Below are 16,847 nucleotides of genomic sequence, written 5' to 3' on the forward strand. Positions count from 1 at the left end.
AGATCGGGCATCTCCATGCACACATTGACCGATTGCTCAGATTTGAGTAGCCCACCGGTGTCTGGATATATACGGAGTCCGTATCTCAGGTGATTCGAAAGCTTTCTCGATTCGTCTTGATTTACGGGTGTTCAGATGCCGCCAATGGTTCCGGCCGTGCCGGTTGATGGGTTTACCCTAAGGGCATCCGTGCCCCCCCTTCACTGGGGGGTTTGTTTTTTCAGCGCTTGCCAAGCTTCAAGTTGTTCCCCTTATGCCCTCTGACGGGCTGCCCCCTCGCTCGTTTCAAAAACAGCTTCCAAGCCGTTATCTTGTCTTCTTTCTTGAAATTCACCGGCTCATTTTCGGCGTGCTCATCACGCACGTAGACGCTTTCGATGAATAACTTGACCGTATTCTTGTGATCGTCTTTTCTGACGTTGAAGTAAATCTCGTACTTGGTATGGGCATCGTAACCAGGAAGGATTTCTCCCAGCTCAAGGGTCAGAAAATTTTCCTTACCTGTGAAAAAACATCTCCGATCCTTAAAAGTACCAGTGCCGCATTTGGTAACAAGTGAAGCTTGAAGTCGGAGCTACCCATTCATAAGCGATCGATGGGCGGCTAAGCGCCCAAGATATCAAGTGTCCGCTGTGGGTTCGAAGTGTTTAAAAACGCTGGCCTTGGCGAAGCTTTACAAGGCTATGGTGTATTGTCGGACACTAGGACTGGATCGATTCCAAGAGGATGAAAATGACGTTGACTGTCGAGAGGTTGGCCAGGATAGCAATGGCCAATCCATTAAACGCTGAACTCATCTTACGCTTACCTTCACTCGGCTTGAATCAATGCATGCTCACTGCCGGCTGCCTGTTCCAAGCCGTCTGGAATCATCAGTCTCACCTGCCGTCAGCCTGGGGGGTGAAGGATTACGACGTTTTTTACTTCGACAATGATCTGTCTTGGGAGGCAGAGAATGAGGTCATCAACTCTGTTCGGTGTCTCTTCCAAGACCTCGAAGTTAACATTGAGATCAAAAATCAGGCTCGCGTTCATTTGTGGTACAGCAAGCGGTTTGGCGGGAATTACCCCCAGCTTCAGTCGGCTAAAGACGGGATTGATCGCTACCTGATTGCCGGTACCTGCATAGGTTTGGATGTTGAAACTAGCGAAGTCTATGCTCCCAATGGCTTGGCCGACACCGAGCAAGGGCTACTTCGTATCAATCCAAAGAATCCCAAGCCAGATCTGTTCTATCAGAAGGCGAAAAGTTATCAAGCTCGCTGGCCCTGGCTCAGCATCGTAGACCCCCAAGGTTGAATCGAAACGCGCGGAGTATGCCGATGAAGGCATTTATGGGGGATGAGAGCCGATTGCTGTCTATCCCTATGGCTGCAAACGGCATCGGGTTTGTAAAAGCACAACAGCGAACATTTGTGATTTATGAGGAGTTCATCGCAAGGATTACCCATGAAGCGCTTCACCCAAGGCGAACATTGACGTCAGAGCACTTTGCTTCCGGAAAGCCTCGACGACTATGTCAGCGATATCAGCCTAACCCCCATCCAGCGTCGCCTGCGCGCCTGGAGAGCACATATCCACAACCATTAAGCACATGGTTCGCGATTTCATACTCACGCAACTCAGCCATAGCCCGCTCACAAATGACCTGCGGCCTGCACTCGATCAACCAGGCGACGGCATTGATGAATTGCCCATGCGAAAACACTGCGATGTTCTGGGCGGGATGGTCTGTGAGTCGAGCCAGGAAAGTCTGGGCTCTGGTTATAAATTCTGAAAAAGACTCAGCGCCTGCGCCATCCGTAAACGCCGGGTCTGACCTGACCCAATAAGCGTCTACCCAATCCTTTCTCTGAGCAACGGTCGTGTTGGCACACCGCGCGGGTTCGAGGTAGGTGAATTCCTGAATAGGCCAGGTTTCAAAAGGGGTGTCAGGGTAGGTAGCTACGGTCGCCATCGCGGTTGCCTGCGCTCGGGAAAACGGCGAAGCGATAATCAGGTCCGGCGCATGTGTGAATGATCGGGCCACTAGTTGCGCTTGTTCTACACCCTTCAGTGTGAGGGGAATAGTCGCGTGATCCACACTGGCTTCGCCTGCGTTGGCAGCGCTTTGTCCGTGACGAATTAGTCTGACCTGCTTCATTAATCAGAGACTCGTGTGAGGGGTAGAGACTGAGCTCATTCCAGCGTACGCCCTCTTCTGGCAAAAACCATCAACATCAGGGGCGCCGCATACATGGGGCGGATTACCACTCGCGCGGCGCAATCATTTCCTCAATGTCTGCGTCGGTGAAACCATAAGCGTCTGCTATCCGTACGAAATCCTCAGCAATGGTTTCGCGGGCGAAGGTTTCGATCTCACTGCCGTTCTCTTCGAACACCTCCTCCAGCTCGTTGATTTGCTCTGTCGCTTTGTGAGTCAGAGCATACAGCGCATCCAGGTCGGAAGGCTTTTGCCGCTCGATTTCGTGACACAGGTTGACCAGCACGTCTTCGCACATTTTCACAACGGCATCGGGGAAATACTCGTCCTGATACATGCCTTTCAAGAAGGTGTGTTTGGCCATGGTTTCATTGGTCAACTGCATGGGTGTCCCTCGTCGATGTACAGTGAGCGCTCAGTGAGTCCAATTGAGGTGACAATCTGAGATGCATTACAAGATTATTGCCCACTCTGCGGGCTGGGCGTATACGGCGGCGGAGCCAGGACTGATAGCCTACAAGACAGTGGTCACTTATAACTCCGTTGTGAGCAGCGAAGATCAGGTTTTTTAGCCATGCACGAACCCCTTGATTACAAAATAATGGATAGCATCGTCGTCTGTATCCACGATACCGCAGGCTTTGGAAGGAAGGCATTTGAAAGCTTCAGCTTGGCGACCGATGTCGCGAGGGACATGGGTGTAGATGGCGACGATTCAAATGATCTGATGGTCGAGTTCTTCGAAAGGTTCTCTATCGATCTTAACGATTACGACCCTTATCGGTACTTTTTGGAAGAAGGTTTCAACTTCTTTTCCTTCAGGCGCGCCAAAGACAGACGCGGAAACATACCGCTGAGAGTGGGCATGTTGTATTTAGCCTTGAAAGCGAGACGTTGGGATACACAAGCATTTGAACAAGCCACATTCAGCGATGCTCCACTGTATGAGCGCACAGAAGATATTCCGATTGATGGCTACAAGATAAAGAGCCGTTGATCTTGCCTACGTGATCCGCTTGGTATGCATGTCATACCCCAAGGCCTTACGAAAAGTGGATGCGCTCGGTGATGACGTCAGATTGCAGCAATCCACATAATTCAAACCTCCTTTCAGCGTGACGGAGGTTTCCCGTACGCGTGGCCTTGAGCAGGCCGCGACCTACCAAGCTCCCGAGGCAAAGCTCATAAGGCAGCTCTGGCATTGGGCATAAAAGCAGGTGTCGACCAGTAGCATCAACAACGACTGGACCAATTCGAGAAGCTCGACTATTGGTGCCGGCACCATACAAAATAAGTGCTTTCAGCCTACAAGCCCTTTTTTCGCATCAGATTTAGCAACGCACATTTAGATCTTCATTACGAACGAACCAAAACAGACCACTCCTCCCGCTATGCCCCGCCACGCGTAAGAAGTTTCCGATTTCCTCAGATATCTCCGCTCACGTCTCAAAATCCTATAGCTATTTCGCAGCCCCTCGTAGTAGCGTTGCGCCTCTATTGACTATCGATAGGACTGAGGGCTCACGAGCCCGGCACGGAGCAATAAAAATGGATTTTCTTGAAGCACTCAATTCCCTTTCCGCAAAAGTCCGCCAGCAAGCTGCGTCCATACGCACCGAAGAGGCTACCAAAACGGCTCTGGTCATGCCGTTTATCCATACCGTGCTGGGCTACGATGTATTCGATCCTTCTGAGGTTGTGCCGGAATACACGTGCGATGTAGGCACCAAGAAAGGCGAGAAGATTGACTATGCCATCGTTAAAGAGGGCAATATTCAGATCCTCATAGAGACCAAGAAAATCGGCGAGCCGCTGAACATCAATCATGCCAGCCAGCTGTTCCGTTATTTCCATGTGACAACTGCAAGGATTTCGATCCTCACCAATGGCCGGGTCTACAAGTTTTTTACAGACCTGGACGCGCCTAACAAGATGGATGAAAAACCATTTCTTGAACTGGACCTGTTGGCGATTGATGACCATGCCATTCCGGAATTACAGAAGCTGACCAAGTCGTCCTTCGACGTTGAGTCAATTCTCAATGCCGCTGGTGAGTTGAAGTACGTAGGTCAGATCAAGCGTGTGATTGCGGCCCAGTTCAGTCAGCCGGACGATGATTTCGTCCGTTATTTCGCGTCACGCATTTATGAGGGCGCAATCACTCAGAAGGTACGTGAGCAGTTCACGATTCTGACCAAAAAGGCCACCTCGCAATTTCTGAACGATCAGGTCAACGACCGGTTGAAGCTGGCAATGAGCGGAGTTCAGGCACCCACGGTGGCCGAAACCATCATCGAAAATAACACTCAGCCTGAAAAGGAAGAGCCGTTAGACGACCGGATCGTAACGACGGTGGAAGAAATGGAAGGCTTCCATATCGTCAAGTCGATTATCCGCACTGTGGTTGAAGCGAAACGTATTGCTCATCGTGATACACAAAGTTATTTCGGCATTCTTCTGGATGACAACAACCGAAAACCCATCACTCGCCTGCATTTCAATCGCGCTCAGAAATACATCGGTATTTTTGAAAAGGACAAGGGCGAGACCCGCCACCCGATCGCTTCCCTGGACGATATTTACGGTTTTGCCGATGCCCTAAAGGACACTGTATTGAGCTACGCAGAGTCCTGAAGAAGCATTAATACCGTTAAGGGCGCGCGCGGCAATGCGCGCCTTGCAAGTACGTCGGAATATTTACGCCCCCCGACCTCCCCTCAAGCTCTCCCCCTCCCCGTCGATACCCTCCTTACACCCCGCAATCATGGATCGATGAAATGGTTATCTCACTAACCCCCGGCAACAACACCTCTCCCACCATCACTCTGCCCAACTCCGGCATCACGCTAACGCCGCAGCCGCTCACCGACGCGCAGAAAGAAGCGCTGAAGAACGCTGCCGCCAACACGCCTGCCGTTGTTTACCACCCGAGTACCGAAGTGCCTGCAACCACTGAGCCGATGGAAGCAGTCGATACCTGGATAGGCCGTTCGCAGTCGCCTGACTTCCCGCAGAAAGCGGCGCAGCACAGTAACTCTACAGAGGCGTTGAAGACTTCGTATGAAGCGTTCAAGTCGACGCTGGCGTCTGTCTATCCGGATCTGGCCAGCAAGAAGTTTGGCTTCACGATTGAGGCAAACGGCAATCTGAAGGCGACCAACAGTTCCGGTGAGTTGAGCGATGCGGACACTCAGCAATTAAACACGCTGCTGAATGCGTCCAGTGGGCTGAAAGCTGCAGCCGCCACCTACCGGGAGACGGCTATCGATATGGTCGATGCCGATTCACCGTGGAGCGGCAGTTATCTGGGACGGTACAACCTGACAAAGGAGAACTTCGCCAGCTCGCTGGATCTGGGCGCGTTGTTTATTCCCAAGACGTCGACGCCATCGAAAGATCAGATCGACGGCATGTTCTTCAATCAACTGGCGTACAAAGGTGAGCTGCACACCCAGGAAACGGAAGCGGCGATGCTCGCTGCACGTGCGGCCAAAAAGGCCGCCACTGAGGGTTGATCAACACCAGTCAGCGACTCGTCAGCCGTTGCGGGCGGACATCCACGCTTGTCTACCGCAACCACGAAGACCACAACCTCTTGGTCAATAACCTGATAAACCAGCCGATAGCCGCTACTGCGCAGTTTGATTTTGTAGCAGTCAGGCAATGCATGCAGACGATTGGCTTCAACACGCGGAGCAACCAGAATCGTAGCCAGCTTTTTCTTGAGCTGCTGACGCACGGTATCTCCTAATTTGTGCCATTCCTTTAGAGCCCGCGCATCGAATTCGAGGTTATAGGTCATCCAGTGAAACCTTGACCCGCTGCGGAGCTGCAAGGCGCTCGCGCACAGTTGCCAACAGCGCTTCGTCTTCCTCTGTCATCAGAACCGTCTTGAAGGGTAGCTGACCACGCTCAGCTACGTACTGCAGGGTTTGGCGCAGCAACTCCGAGGGGGTGACTCCAAGCTTTTCCAGCTCGAGGTAAGCACGCGCTTTGAGATCGTCGTCGATACGAACGTTGATAGACGCCATGTGGGCATCCTCCAGTGTAATGACATTTGTATTTACAGTGAGGCAAAGTGGCCATTTTTGCAAGCAGCTGTAAAGATCATTTAGATCCCTACGCTCTCGCTGATCAGCTCGAGCTGCGCGTACAGCCAAAAACGTGACAACTGCGGATTAATATTCCAACCCGTCAGCACATCGGCAGACGTTGCGGGCGGAGGTAGTAGTTGTCGAACTCGCCGCTCTCAACGAGCTGAAAACCGTGGCGAATGTAGAAGCGGTTTGAGTCGCTGTCTTTCAAGGCGCCTACCCGTACTGTCGAGGCGGTTGCGTCTGCTTGTGCGAACACCTGCCGAAGCACGGCAGCACCAATGCCCTGCCCTTGAAAGGCGGGCTTGATGTATAGGTGATCCAGCAACAGGCCATCGCTGGTCGGTTTGACGACCATAAAGCCGACCTTACTGCCGTCTACCTGGATGTAGTGTGTGCATGGCGCAGAAAACCCTTCACGAAAACGCTCTCGGGCGCGCACCGGGTCGAACCGACCAACGCGCTCGAGGCTTTCGCGCATGGCTTCGATACGTATGGCCACCAAGGTTTCGAAGTCTTCGGGTTGGACCATTACCAGGGTAATGTCGGGCTCGGTCTTGCGGGTCAACGGCATTCGGGTCGCCCTCTGTTTATCGGGAATATCACTGGGCTCGTGGTTTTGGCAACAGATTAGTGCCCGGTCGGCCTCTACGTCAGATGTTCGAAGTGGCTGTTTACAGCCCCCGCGCCGACCACTCCTCCCGCGTCATCTCCCAGACTTCCACTTCGAACCGCCCGCTGACGAACTCACCCTCGTGCGTGCTCACTATGCGCATGCCTTCGTTGATTGAAATACGCCGCGAGGCTTCATTCGGGGCGGCTTTGGGTACCTGCATCACGGGCATGCCCATTACTTCGAACCACTGTCGATTGACCACATGGCAGGCCTCTTTCATGTAGCCGTTACCTTGCCAGTCCGGGTGTAGCCAGAAGCCGCGGTTGTTGCCGCGGTGGGTCATGAGGGTAATGCTGCCGATGATCTCCTGGGGCGCGCTGTGTAGGCGGATCATCCAGTGCCACTCGGTGCCGCTTGCGATGGCTGGCAGCGCAACGTCCTGAATGTAGTGCAGCGCACCGTCCTCAGGGTAAGGCCAGGGGACGCGGTTGTTCAGGTACTGCACGATTTCCCATAGCGGGAAACGCTGCTGGACAGCTGGCGCATCCTCTAGCTTGAGGGGCGTCAGCAGTAGGCGGTCTGTGTACAGCGTGGGGGTGTTAGTCATGACTATGTCCCTCTCCGTCGAACAGTGCTCACAGGATGAACGGTCCCGTATGCCGGGGATTAAGTCGAACTGCTTGATGCACAAGGGAGTCTATCCAGCATCTTTTACAAATCGGTAACGCCAGTGCCCAGAATCATTACGGATCAGACACCCCAAAGCGTGGTGGATGAGCAGCAGGTCAAATTGTTTGGCTCGCCCAAGGAACGGCTGGATTTCTATCGACGCGAAATTCATTACGAAACCACCAATCTGTCCAACCGCACCAACGCCTATTTATCAGCACAGTCGTTTCTGGTGATTGCTTACGCGTCGTCCATGGCGAACATGAACACTGAATGGGGCGCGATGTTCACGCTGGTGGTGCCGCCGATGCTGGCCTTGCTGGGGCTGCTCAGCACGCTGTTCGCCTGGCCGGGGATTCGGGCGGCTTGCGACATCATCCAGCACTGGCATCACAAACAGTCTCAGTTGCTGCTCAGCGAGCCCGTCATCGGGCTGACCTATGACGACTCACCGCTGTTCAGCGACTGGGAATCCAGCGAAACAGGGCCGAAAAAGTCCTTGCTGTTCTCCAAGCGCAGTCCTTGGCTGTTCAGCTTTTTCTGGATATTCCTCGGCGGCTTCGCGGTGTTTGTGCAGTTGATTGCGGATTGAGGCGGCCTTTTTTGCCAGGCCGCCTCCCTCACATCAAAAAACGTTGATCGGGTAGTCGACGAAGATACGCGTCTCGTTGCCTTCGCTGTTGTACGCCAACGCATCATCCGAGACACGCAGGAATGAGTTGCGCAGGCGGATCGAGAGGTCCTTGGCCGGGCCGCTCTGAACCACGTAGGTCAGCTGACTGAAGATCTCGCGTTCGGTGCCATCGCCGCTTCCAGGCGTGCCGTCGTCGATATTGTCGCCGCGTACATAAGCCGCTTTGTAGCTCAGACCGGGCAGGACCAGGCCGGACAGGTCGACGCCGTAGGCAGCCTGCCAGGAGCGCTCGTCCTTGCCGTTGAAGTCGGACCAGTAGGAGTTGGCGAGGTAGATGGTGTTGCCGCCATCACCAAAGCCGCCATCGTTGCGATAGCCACCGTAGGCGTAGCCCATGTCGCCGGTGCTGCGCTGGTGTGCGAGGGTGAAGGAGTGGATGCCCACAGCCCAGGTCGCGGCCAGGCTCCAGATTTTGTTGTCACGCGCATCGCTGGTGGTGAAGTCCTTGTCCAGCTTGGTCTTGTAGCCGTTGAAGTCGAAGGTCAGCGACTGATCTTGCGGCAGAGCAAAGACGTAGTTCAGGTTGACGTACTGCTTCTTGAGCACGTCTTCGTTGTCGGAGGCGTAGAAAGCTGCACTGAATGCATCGGTGAACTTGTAGCTGGCACCGTAGACGTTGATGCTTTTCAGATCACCGCTGTCGCGACCCTCAGCACTTTTACGCGCCTCCTGGGTGAAACGCCCGGCAACCACTTCAAGCCCGTCGATCTCTTTAGAGGTGATCATGGTGCCGGTGTAGCTTTCCGGCAGCAGACGGGAATTGTCATAACTGAGCACCGGCAACTGAGGCATCTGGTCGCCGTACTTGATAACAGTATTGGAGATACGGGCCTTTACCGCCGCACCTGCACGGGACAGGTCATCGGCAGCAGCGCCGCTGTCACCTTGCTTGAAAAAGTCGATGCCGCCATTGCCGCTGCGACCCTTGCCGCCATCCAGACGGATGCCGTACAGGGCAAAGGCATCAACGCCGACGCCCACAGTGCCCTGAGTGAAACCGGACGCGAAGTTGCCCATGAAAGCCTGGCCCCATTCGGACTTGTCTTCACGGTCGTTCTTGTAGTCGCGATTGATGTAGGCGTTACGCAGATTGACGATCAGCCTGCTGTCTTCGACGAAACCCTTTGAGTCTGCTTGCCCTTCGGCCATGGCCTGACTGGCGCTGATGATGCCCAAAGCGAGCATGCCCATACGTTTGTTAAGCATCTTGTCTTCCTTTTCTGCGAATTGACACGCGCTGCAGCGACAGCCAATGGCTATCGGGGCCTCCAGCCTCTGAACAAGCAGTATAGAAGGCGACACGAATTCATCGCAGTGGACTGCTGATGCACGTACAGGATTGAGCCGCAGACGGTGGGACGCGAATCCTAGTCCCGACGCATGGGGGTGTCAAACACGCAGATGGCCGGCCTAGAGCGGCTCAGCCAAGTTTGCTGGAGCAATCAACACGCTCGGTCAACACGCGGAGCAACGCTTCGAGCTCGGCCTCGTTGAACAGGCCTGCCGGGTAACGCTGTAACAACATTGCGCGAACATCCGGTCTGGATTTCGCGGGCCTGGTCGTCCTTAACCAATCCGCCACTAGCTGGCGGGCCTCGTTACTGAGAGAAGCAGAAAAACCACGAGCACGCTGCTGGTTCATACCTGCGTTCATAACGAAAACCTCTTGATTTCATGAGGGGCTAAATCTACTCACGCCATATGACAGTCAAGCTAAGAAAACGAACGTTTACCAACCTGCTTCAGAGGTAGCGCTCTGCGCATCTGTTACAGGATGTTACTCGACAGGTAAAAACAAAAAGCCCATCGGGTGATGGGCTTGATACAGCAAGAACGGGACCAGTTGCCCCTTATCGGATGTTACTAGTTATTTCTAACTAGGCCTTGTGAGGGGCCGGTTGCTGCTGCGTCAGGCAGTGAATATTGCCGCCACCGAGCAGTAATTCGCGGCCAGGTGCCATCACCACTTCGTGCTCTGGAAACAGTGTTTGCAGGAGCTCACGGGCCTTTTCGTCCATCGGATCGTCGAAACTCGGCGCAATGATGCCGCCATTGACGATCAGGAAGTTCACATAGGACCCGGCCAAACGCACTGAAGGGTTGCGTTCCTGACTGCCGTGCACCTGATCGACGCCTGCACATTCTTCTTCTGTGGCGAACAATGGTCCGGGAATCGGCATTTTATGAACGATAAACGCGCGCCCCTTTGCATCCAGTGTGTTTTCCAAAATACCCAGCGCCGCATGGCAACGTGAATAGTTGGGGTCTTCGGGATCATCGGTCCAGGCCAGTAACACCTCACCCGGACGAATGTAGCAACAGAAGTTATCCACATGCCCATCGGTTTCATCGTTGAACAGACCATCTGGCAGCCAGACAACTTTATCCACAGCCAGATAATCACCGAGGATTGCTTCGATCTGTTCGCGGGTCAGGTGCGGGTTGCGGTTGCGATTGAGCAGGCACTCTTCGGTGGTAATCAGCGTGCCTTCGCCGTCGACGTGAATCGAGCCGCCTTCCAGCACGAAGCCTTCGGTGACGTAACGCGGGCAGCGCTCGATTTCCAGTACCTTGCTGCCCAGCTGAGAGTCCAGGTTCCACGGCGCATACAACCCGCCGTCGAAGCCACCCCAGGCATTGAATTCCCAGTTCACACCGCGCACTTCGCCACGCTCGTTGATGACGAACGTCGGGCCGCTATCGCGCACCCAGGCGTCGTTGCTGCTCATTTCCACAACCCGGATGTTCGGCATGTCCAACCGCGCACGAGCGTTGTCGTACTGCGCGGCAGACACGGCCACGGTAACCGGCTCAAAGCGGGCGATGGCCTTGGCGATCGCAACGTGGGCGGCCTGGGCGGGCTTGCCGCCCAGGCGCCAGTTGTCCGGGCGCTCGGGCCAGACCATCCAGACCTGGGTTTGCGGTGCCCATTCGGCCGGCATGTGGAAACCGTCGGCGCGTGGCGTGCTATTGAGCGTGGTCATGGCGATCAGGACTCCAGCGAACCGTCGAGGGTCTTCACCGCGCCGTACAGGTTAGGGCGGCGATCACGGAACGTACCCCACGCGCTACGGATGTGCTCCAGCTCGTCCAGGTCGAAGCTATGGACCAGCACGCCTTCTTCGGTTTCGTTGAGCTCGGCGACTTTCTCACCAAACTGGTTGGCAATGAACGACGAGCCGTAGAAGGTGATGTCGTAGCCATCCTGCTCTTCGTTGCCGATACGGTTGCTGGCGATCAGCGGCATCAGGTTCGCGCCGGCATGGCCTTGCTGCACGCGCTGCCAGTGATCGCGCGAGCTGATGGTTTTGTCGTGTGGCTCGCTGCCGATGGCTGTCGGGTAGAACAGAATTTCTGCGCCCTGCAACGCCATGCTGCGTGCGCACTCCGGGAACCACTGGTCCCAGCAGATGCCAACGCCGATTTTCGCGTAGCGGGTCTGCCAGACCTTGAAGCCGGTGTCGCCCGGGTTGAAGTAGTACTTTTCGTGGTAGCCGGGGCCGTCCGGGATGTGGCTCTTGCGGTAGATGCCCAGGTTGGTGCCGTCTGCGTCGATGATCGCAATGGTATTGAAACGTGCACGGCCGGCCAGCTCGAAGAAGCTGATCGGCAGTACAACTTGCAGCTCTTTGGCGAGCTTCTGGAAATGCTTGATTGCGACGTTGGATTCGATAGTAGTCGCCAACTGCAGATAGTCCGGGTTCGGCTTCTGGCAGAAGTACGGGGTTTCAAACAGTTCCTGAATCAGGATGATCTGTGCGCCCTTGGCGGCAGCTTCACGCACCAGCTTTTCAGCGGTCTCGATGTTGGCTTCCAGATCCCAGGAACAGGCCATCTGGGTAGCAGCGACAGAAACGATACGGCTCATGAAAATATCTCCAGGGGCGGATGCAAGGACTTATCACCATAGCAGACAGGCGATGAAGATTATGAATGCCTTTATAACGGATATAAATCGGCATTAAAAGCTAAAATTTTGTTACGTTCATCATATTTTGTTATTTTTGCCGATATTAATCGACTTAAAATCCATCACAGTGCCCATTCCCCAAGCTGGGTGTGACGCGGAGCGTCACGAACGGCATTCCCACGCTGGAGCGTGCGGAACGATGGGCCCCCGGGCACCACCTATCGTACCCATTCCCTCGCTGGTACATGCGGAACGATGGGTGCCCGGGCACCACCTATCGTGGCCATTCCACCGCTGGTGCGTGCGGAACGATGGGTGCCCAGGCGCCACCTATCGTACCCATGCTCCGCGTGGGTATGCCGTTCTGGACGCTCTGCGTCCTCTATTCCAGTTCGTGGAGCACCTTCGATACGTTGTCGACGAAAAAGTCCACGCTTTGGCGGGTGGTGCACATCGGAGGTTTGATTTTCAGGATGTTCAGGTAGTCGCCGGTCGGCTGCATGAAGATGCCCAGTTCACGCAGGCGCTCGCAAAGCTGCGCGGTTTCTTCTGTGGCAGGTTCCAGGGTCTGGCGGTCGCGGACCAACTCCATGCCCAGATAAAAACCCATGCCATGCACCGCGCCTACCAGCGGATGTTTGTCGGCCAGGGCCTGCAGCCGCGCCTTGAAGTGATCGCCCACGAGTCTGGCATTGTCCCAGAGCCTTTCCTCCTCCATGACGTCCAGCACTGCCATGCCGATCCGGCAACTGACCGGGCTGCCACCGGATGAGGAGAAGAAATAGCCCTCGGCCTCCAGCGCCTCGGCGATCTCACGACGGGTGATGACCGCGCCCAACGGATGGCCGTTGCCCATGCCCTTGGCCATGCTGATGATATCCGGCACCACGCCCTGCTCTTCGAAGCCCCAAAAGTAATGACCCAGACGGCCATAACCCACCTGCACCTCATCGGCAATGCATACACCACCCGCAGCGCGAATCTTCTGATACACCTGTTGCAGATAGCCGGCAGGCAAGGAAATCCCGCCTGCATTGCCATACACCGGCTCGCAGATGAAGCCCGCCACCTGCCGTTGCTGCTCTGCCAGCGTGACGAGTACCTTATCGATACTGCGCACATACTCCAGCGCACTGTCAGCGCCACGAAACGGCCCGCGATAGGTATTGGGTGCGGTGACCGGATGCACCCAGTCCGGGCGGGTGCTGAGTGCCTGCGGGTTGTCGGCAATCGAGGTGGAAATGGCGTCGGTCGCCACCGACCAGCCGTGATACGCCTCCAGCACACTCAGCATGTCGCGGCCGCCGCTGTAGGCCCAGGCCAGCCTGATTGCCAGGTCGTTGGCCTCGGTGCCGCTGTTGACCAGAAACACGCGGTCCATGCCCTTGGGTGCCAGCTCGAGCAAACGCTCAGAGAACTCGGCAATCGCCGCGTAATGAAAGCGCGAGTTGGTGTTGAGCAGCGACCACTGACGAGCCGCTTCATGGGCCATGCGCGGGTGGCCGTGGCCGAGGACCGCGACGTTATTGAGCATGTCCAGATAGGAACGGCCCTGCATGTCGATCAGGTGATTGCGCCAGCCACGCTCGATCTGCGGCGGAGCCTGATAGTAGTGTTTTTGCGAGCGGGCGAAGCTGGCATCACGCCGCGCCAGCAATTGCGCCGCGTCTGCGGGCGCTGGCGCGTCACAATCAAAACCGAGCAAGGCCGATGGCGACGGGCACACTGTGCGCCAGGCTGCCGCCCAGGCAGGTGTGGTGAACAGCGGCGGGCTGAGGTCTGCCATGGTGCACAGTTGCAGCAACAGCGAACCACCGCCCTGCCCGATCAACGCGCCTGCTGATACTTGATCAGCCAGTGAAGCATCCGGCAGCACGCCCCACAGCTTCAGACTTATGCCTTCCCCGACCAGCAGCAATGCCGCATCCGCGGTCAACCGCAGAGTGCCGTTGAACGGCGCATGCAGCGCCGTTTCGGCGGGCACATGCAGTTCAACGTGCAGGGCGAAGGTTTCGGGCTCCTTAGCGCTGTCAGGCAAGGTGCGCGACAGACGGTATTCCCCAAAGCGGCTGGCTGCCAGGCCATCGTCACCCGCAGCCTGGGAGAGCAGGTATTCATCAATGCCACTTTGCTCCCAGTTGCCTGCTACAAAGTGCTCACTGAGCACACCCAGATCCACCACTGTCGGCTTGAGCCCCTGCAGAGCGGGCAGCATAGGCTGGTAAGCGGGCTGTCCGGCAGGCGGAAACTCCACACCCACGGCCTGCAGAATCGCCGCTTCCATCAGCGCCATCGGCACCGAAGTGGCGACGTCGAAGATGTTCCATTCCCCGGCAAGGTTGGCCTGGATGTACGCGTTGTCCGGCTCGATGCTGGCCTGCTGTTCGCTGCTGAGCACCAGCACTGCGGATCGAGCGACAATCAGCGGCCAGAGCGCCTGCAATTCTTCGGTCTTCAGCGGATTGAGGGCGTGGTAGGCGCGAATGGCTGGCAGGATGTACAGCGGGTCGCCGTCGGCATGGTGCAGCAGCGCCGCGCAGGTCACCGACAGGTCGGCCACTCGCCAGGTGCTGACCAGATCGCCGAAGTCGATCAACCCCTGCAATTGCCATTGGCGCTGTGCATCACGCAGCCAGACCACGTTGTGCTCGGTGATGTCCAGATGCACCGCCTGTATCGGCAGCGCTGCTATCAATGGCAACAAACGACGATGAGCCTGTTCACCGGCCTCGATGACACAGGCGCGAGCGTCGGCGTCCTTGATCACCGGCAGCAGGTGCTTGATCAGCGCATGAGCGTGGCGCGGGTCCCATTGCAGAATGCGCTCCAGGCCCGGATGCTCGAAACCTGCCAGTGCCATGTCTACCCTCGCACACAGCTCGCCCAACCCGACCACCACCTCATGGCCCAGATGCCCGGCGTGCCCCAATGACTGCCCATCAATGAATTCAAGCAAGCGCACGTGAACCGCCTGCCCGTCGATCCTGATGGATAACAATTGCTCGCCGTCATTGGCGCCAACCACGCCGGGCACGCCAACGGCACTGTGGCTGCTCAGGTGTTGCAGCGCCGCGTGCTGGGCGTTCAGTTCAGTGGTCGAATAGGCCCCGTGGCAGATTTTCAGCACATAACGCCGCGTGTCGGTTTCAAGCAGAAAGTTGCGATCCTGCTGGCTGCCCAGCGTTTTCAGCGTGCCGCTCAAGCCGTAATGCTGCGCGAGCAATTGCAGCGCCTGATCCACGCTCACCTCGGGACAAGGCAGACTGGACCGGCGGATGAGCGTGGCAAGCGGCATGGAGAACCTCGATCTTGTTGGAAGGCCCGGGCTCGACGAGCAAGGCGTCATGGGCAGTCGCGCAACTATAAGGGCATTGACGGGGGATTGCTCTGCACTCCCCATCAGCACGAGTACTTCAGTGTTGGAAGCCCGCCAGAGTTTTATTCAACCGCCTGCTCGGGTTTAATGGCCTTATCTCGCCATATGCGCTCAAGCGCTATGCTGCTATTACGTCAAAACACACAAGAAGGTCAGTTAATGCGAATACTCGTTACCGGGGGCGCAGGTTTCATTGGTTCTGCACTGATCCGCCACCTGATAAACAACACCGAACACGAAGTGCTGAACTTCGACAAACTGACCTACGCGGGCAATCTTGAATCGCTGCAGTCAATTGCGACCGACACGCGCTATGAGTTCGTTCAGGCCGATATCTGCGATCAGGCCAGCGTCAGCGCGGTGCTGGAACGGTTTGCACCACAGGCGATCATGCACCTGGCGGCCGAGTCCCACGTCGACCGTTCCATTGATGGCCCGGCCGAGTTCATTCAGACCAACATCGTCGGTACCTATAGCCTGCTGGAAGCCACGCGCGCTTACTGGCTGAAACTGCCGGAAGCTGAACGTCAGGCGTTCCGTTTTCACCATATCTCTACCGATGAGGTGTATGGCGACCTGCACGGCGTCGATGATCTGTTTACCGAAACCACGCCGTATGCGCCCAGCTCGCCCTACTCGGCGAGCAAGGCGGCGTCGGATCATCTGGTGCGCGCCTGGCATCGCACCTACGGCCTGCCTGTCGTGGTAACCAACTGTTCCAACAACTACGGGCCGTTCCACTTTCCCGAAAAGCTCATCCCGCTGGTGATTCTCAACGCCCTGGCGGGCAAGCCGCTGCCGGTGTACGGCAATGGCCTGCAAGTGCGCGACTGGCTGTATGTCGAGGATCACGCACGAGCACTGCTCAAGGTCGTGACCGAAGGCAAAGTCGGCGAGACCTACAACATCGGCGGTCATAACGAGCAGAAAAACATCGACGTCGTTCGCGGTATCTGTGCGCTGCTCGATGAGCTGGCCCCGCAGCACCCGACGGGCGTCGCGCAATACAGCGACCTGATCACCTACGTGGTTGACCGCCCGGGCCACGACCAGCGCTATGCCATCGATGCCAGCAAAATCGACAACGACCTGGGCTGGACGCCCGAAGAGACCTTCGAGTCCGGGCTGCGCAAGACGGTGCAGTGGTATCTGGACAACCTGGACTGGTGCCGCAGGGTTCAGGACGGCAGTTATCAGGGCGAACGACTGGGTTTCACCGACCCAAAGGACCTGATTGCCTGATCACCCTACTTTTCGGCAGACGCGCGTGAGTGCAGACTGTCGA

At 56.3% G+C, this 16,847-nt stretch carries 15 protein-coding genes and 1 pseudogene; 6 read left to right on the forward strand and 10 right to left on the reverse strand.

The genetic code is table 11. The features are described 5' to 3' along the window. The first annotated feature begins 732 nt into the window (after positions 1 to 732). The gene (locus tag RYB66_RS18010; protein ID WP_005781643.1) at positions 733 to 1,299 is read left to right on the forward strand and encodes a nucleotidyltransferase family protein; all 567 of its coding nucleotides are present in this window, start codon (positions 733 to 735) and stop codon (positions 1,297 to 1,299) included. Positions 1,300 to 1,528: 229 nt separating this feature from the next. On the opposite strand, the gene RYB66_RS18015 is transcribed toward RYB66_RS18010, so the two are convergent. Next, entirely contained in the window at positions 1,529 to 2,143 is a 615-nt protein-coding gene (locus RYB66_RS18015) for a histidine phosphatase family protein (protein ID WP_005746667.1), read from the reverse strand. A 103-nt stretch (positions 2,144 to 2,246) separates the two neighbouring features. Continuing rightward, entirely contained in the window at positions 2,247 to 2,588 is a 342-nt protein-coding gene (locus RYB66_RS18020) for a DUF5713 family protein (protein ID WP_005746665.1), read from the reverse strand. 189 nt (positions 2,589 to 2,777) lie between these two features. Here RYB66_RS18020 and RYB66_RS18025 point away from each other — a divergent pair, with 189 nt between their 5' ends. The 3 genes from RYB66_RS18025 (at position 2,778) to RYB66_RS18035 (ending at position 5,718) form a co-directional block, all read left to right on the forward strand. Next, positions 2,778 to 3,200, forward strand: a complete 423-nt coding sequence (locus RYB66_RS18025) for a DUF1493 family protein (RefSeq protein ID WP_005746664.1) — start codon at positions 2,778 to 2,780, stop codon at positions 3,198 to 3,200. Positions 3,201 to 3,751: 551 nt separating this feature from the next. Further along, the gene (locus tag RYB66_RS18030) at positions 3,752 to 4,837 is read left to right on the forward strand and encodes a type I restriction endonuclease (protein WP_005746663.1); all 1,086 of its coding nucleotides are present in this window, start codon (positions 3,752 to 3,754) and stop codon (positions 4,835 to 4,837) included. Between the two features lie 143 nt (positions 4,838 to 4,980). Next, positions 4,981 to 5,718, forward strand: coding sequence for a hypothetical protein (locus RYB66_RS18035; protein ID WP_005746662.1), 738 nt, complete (start codon positions 4,981 to 4,983; stop codon positions 5,716 to 5,718). A 44-nt stretch (positions 5,719 to 5,762) separates the two neighbouring features. Here RYB66_RS18035 and RYB66_RS18040 read toward each other — a convergent pair. From RYB66_RS18040 to RYB66_RS18055, 4 genes and pseudogenes are all read right to left on the reverse strand, one after another. Then, positions 5,763 to 6,005: pseudogene (locus tag RYB66_RS18040) on the reverse strand (type II toxin-antitoxin system RelE family toxin); the annotation flags it as partial. Beyond that, positions 5,995 to 6,234 carry a type II toxin-antitoxin system RelB/DinJ family antitoxin gene (locus RYB66_RS18045; protein WP_002551444.1) on the reverse strand — a complete coding sequence of 80 codons (240 nt, stop codon included), beginning with the start codon at positions 6,232 to 6,234 and terminating at the stop codon, positions 5,995 to 5,997. The gene RYB66_RS18045 and the pseudogene RYB66_RS18040, both read right to left, overlap by 11 nt. A gap of 163 nt (positions 6,235 to 6,397) precedes the next feature. Then, positions 6,398 to 6,871, reverse strand: a complete 474-nt coding sequence (locus tag RYB66_RS18050) for a GNAT family N-acetyltransferase (RefSeq protein ID WP_005746659.1) — start codon at positions 6,869 to 6,871, stop codon at positions 6,398 to 6,400. A 100-nt stretch (positions 6,872 to 6,971) separates the two neighbouring features. Continuing rightward, a complete protein-coding gene (locus RYB66_RS18055; RefSeq protein ID WP_005746658.1) occupies positions 6,972 to 7,520 on the reverse strand; it encodes a GNAT family N-acetyltransferase in 549 nt (182 codons plus the stop codon). Between the two features lie 159 nt (positions 7,521 to 7,679). Between RYB66_RS18055 and RYB66_RS18060 the strand changes: the two genes are divergently transcribed. Then, positions 7,680 to 8,174 (forward strand): hypothetical protein, encoded by a 495-nt coding sequence (locus tag RYB66_RS18060; RefSeq protein WP_004667254.1) that lies wholly within the window; start codon positions 7,680 to 7,682, stop codon positions 8,172 to 8,174. Between the two features lie 33 nt (positions 8,175 to 8,207). Here the strand turns inward: RYB66_RS18060 and RYB66_RS18065 are convergent, their stop codons facing one another. From RYB66_RS18065 to RYB66_RS18085, 4 genes are all read right to left on the reverse strand, one after another. Then, positions 8,208 to 9,482 carry an OprD family porin gene (locus tag RYB66_RS18065; protein ID WP_004667253.1) on the reverse strand — a complete coding sequence of 425 codons (1,275 nt, stop codon included), beginning with the start codon at positions 9,480 to 9,482 and terminating at the stop codon, positions 8,208 to 8,210. A gap of 671 nt (positions 9,483 to 10,153) precedes the next feature. After that, positions 10,154 to 11,260, reverse strand: coding sequence for an agmatine deiminase (gene aguA, locus RYB66_RS18075; RefSeq protein ID WP_005746654.1), 1,107 nt, complete (start codon positions 11,258 to 11,260; stop codon positions 10,154 to 10,156). A 5-nt stretch (positions 11,261 to 11,265) separates the two neighbouring features. Then, positions 11,266 to 12,144: an N-carbamoylputrescine amidase gene (aguB, locus tag RYB66_RS18080; RefSeq protein ID WP_004654103.1), complete on the reverse strand. Its 879-nt coding sequence runs from the start codon at positions 12,142 to 12,144 to the stop codon at positions 11,266 to 11,268. A 424-nt stretch (positions 12,145 to 12,568) separates the two neighbouring features. Next, on the reverse strand, positions 12,569 to 15,481 hold the full coding sequence (locus RYB66_RS18085) for an aminotransferase (RefSeq protein WP_316895042.1): 2,913 nt from the start codon (positions 15,479 to 15,481) through the stop codon (positions 12,569 to 12,571). Between the two features lie 240 nt (positions 15,482 to 15,721). Between RYB66_RS18085 and rfbB the strand changes: the two genes are divergently transcribed. Continuing rightward, a complete protein-coding gene (gene rfbB / locus RYB66_RS18090; protein WP_054098430.1) occupies positions 15,722 to 16,804 on the forward strand; it encodes a dTDP-glucose 4,6-dehydratase in 1,083 nt (360 codons plus the stop codon). The last annotated feature ends 43 nt before the right edge of the window (positions 16,805 to 16,847 follow it).

It is taken from the genome of Pseudomonas syringae group sp. 243L2 (assembly GCF_032587875.1).
Lineage (GTDB): Bacteria > Pseudomonadota > Gammaproteobacteria > Pseudomonadales > Pseudomonadaceae > Aquipseudomonas > Aquipseudomonas amygdali.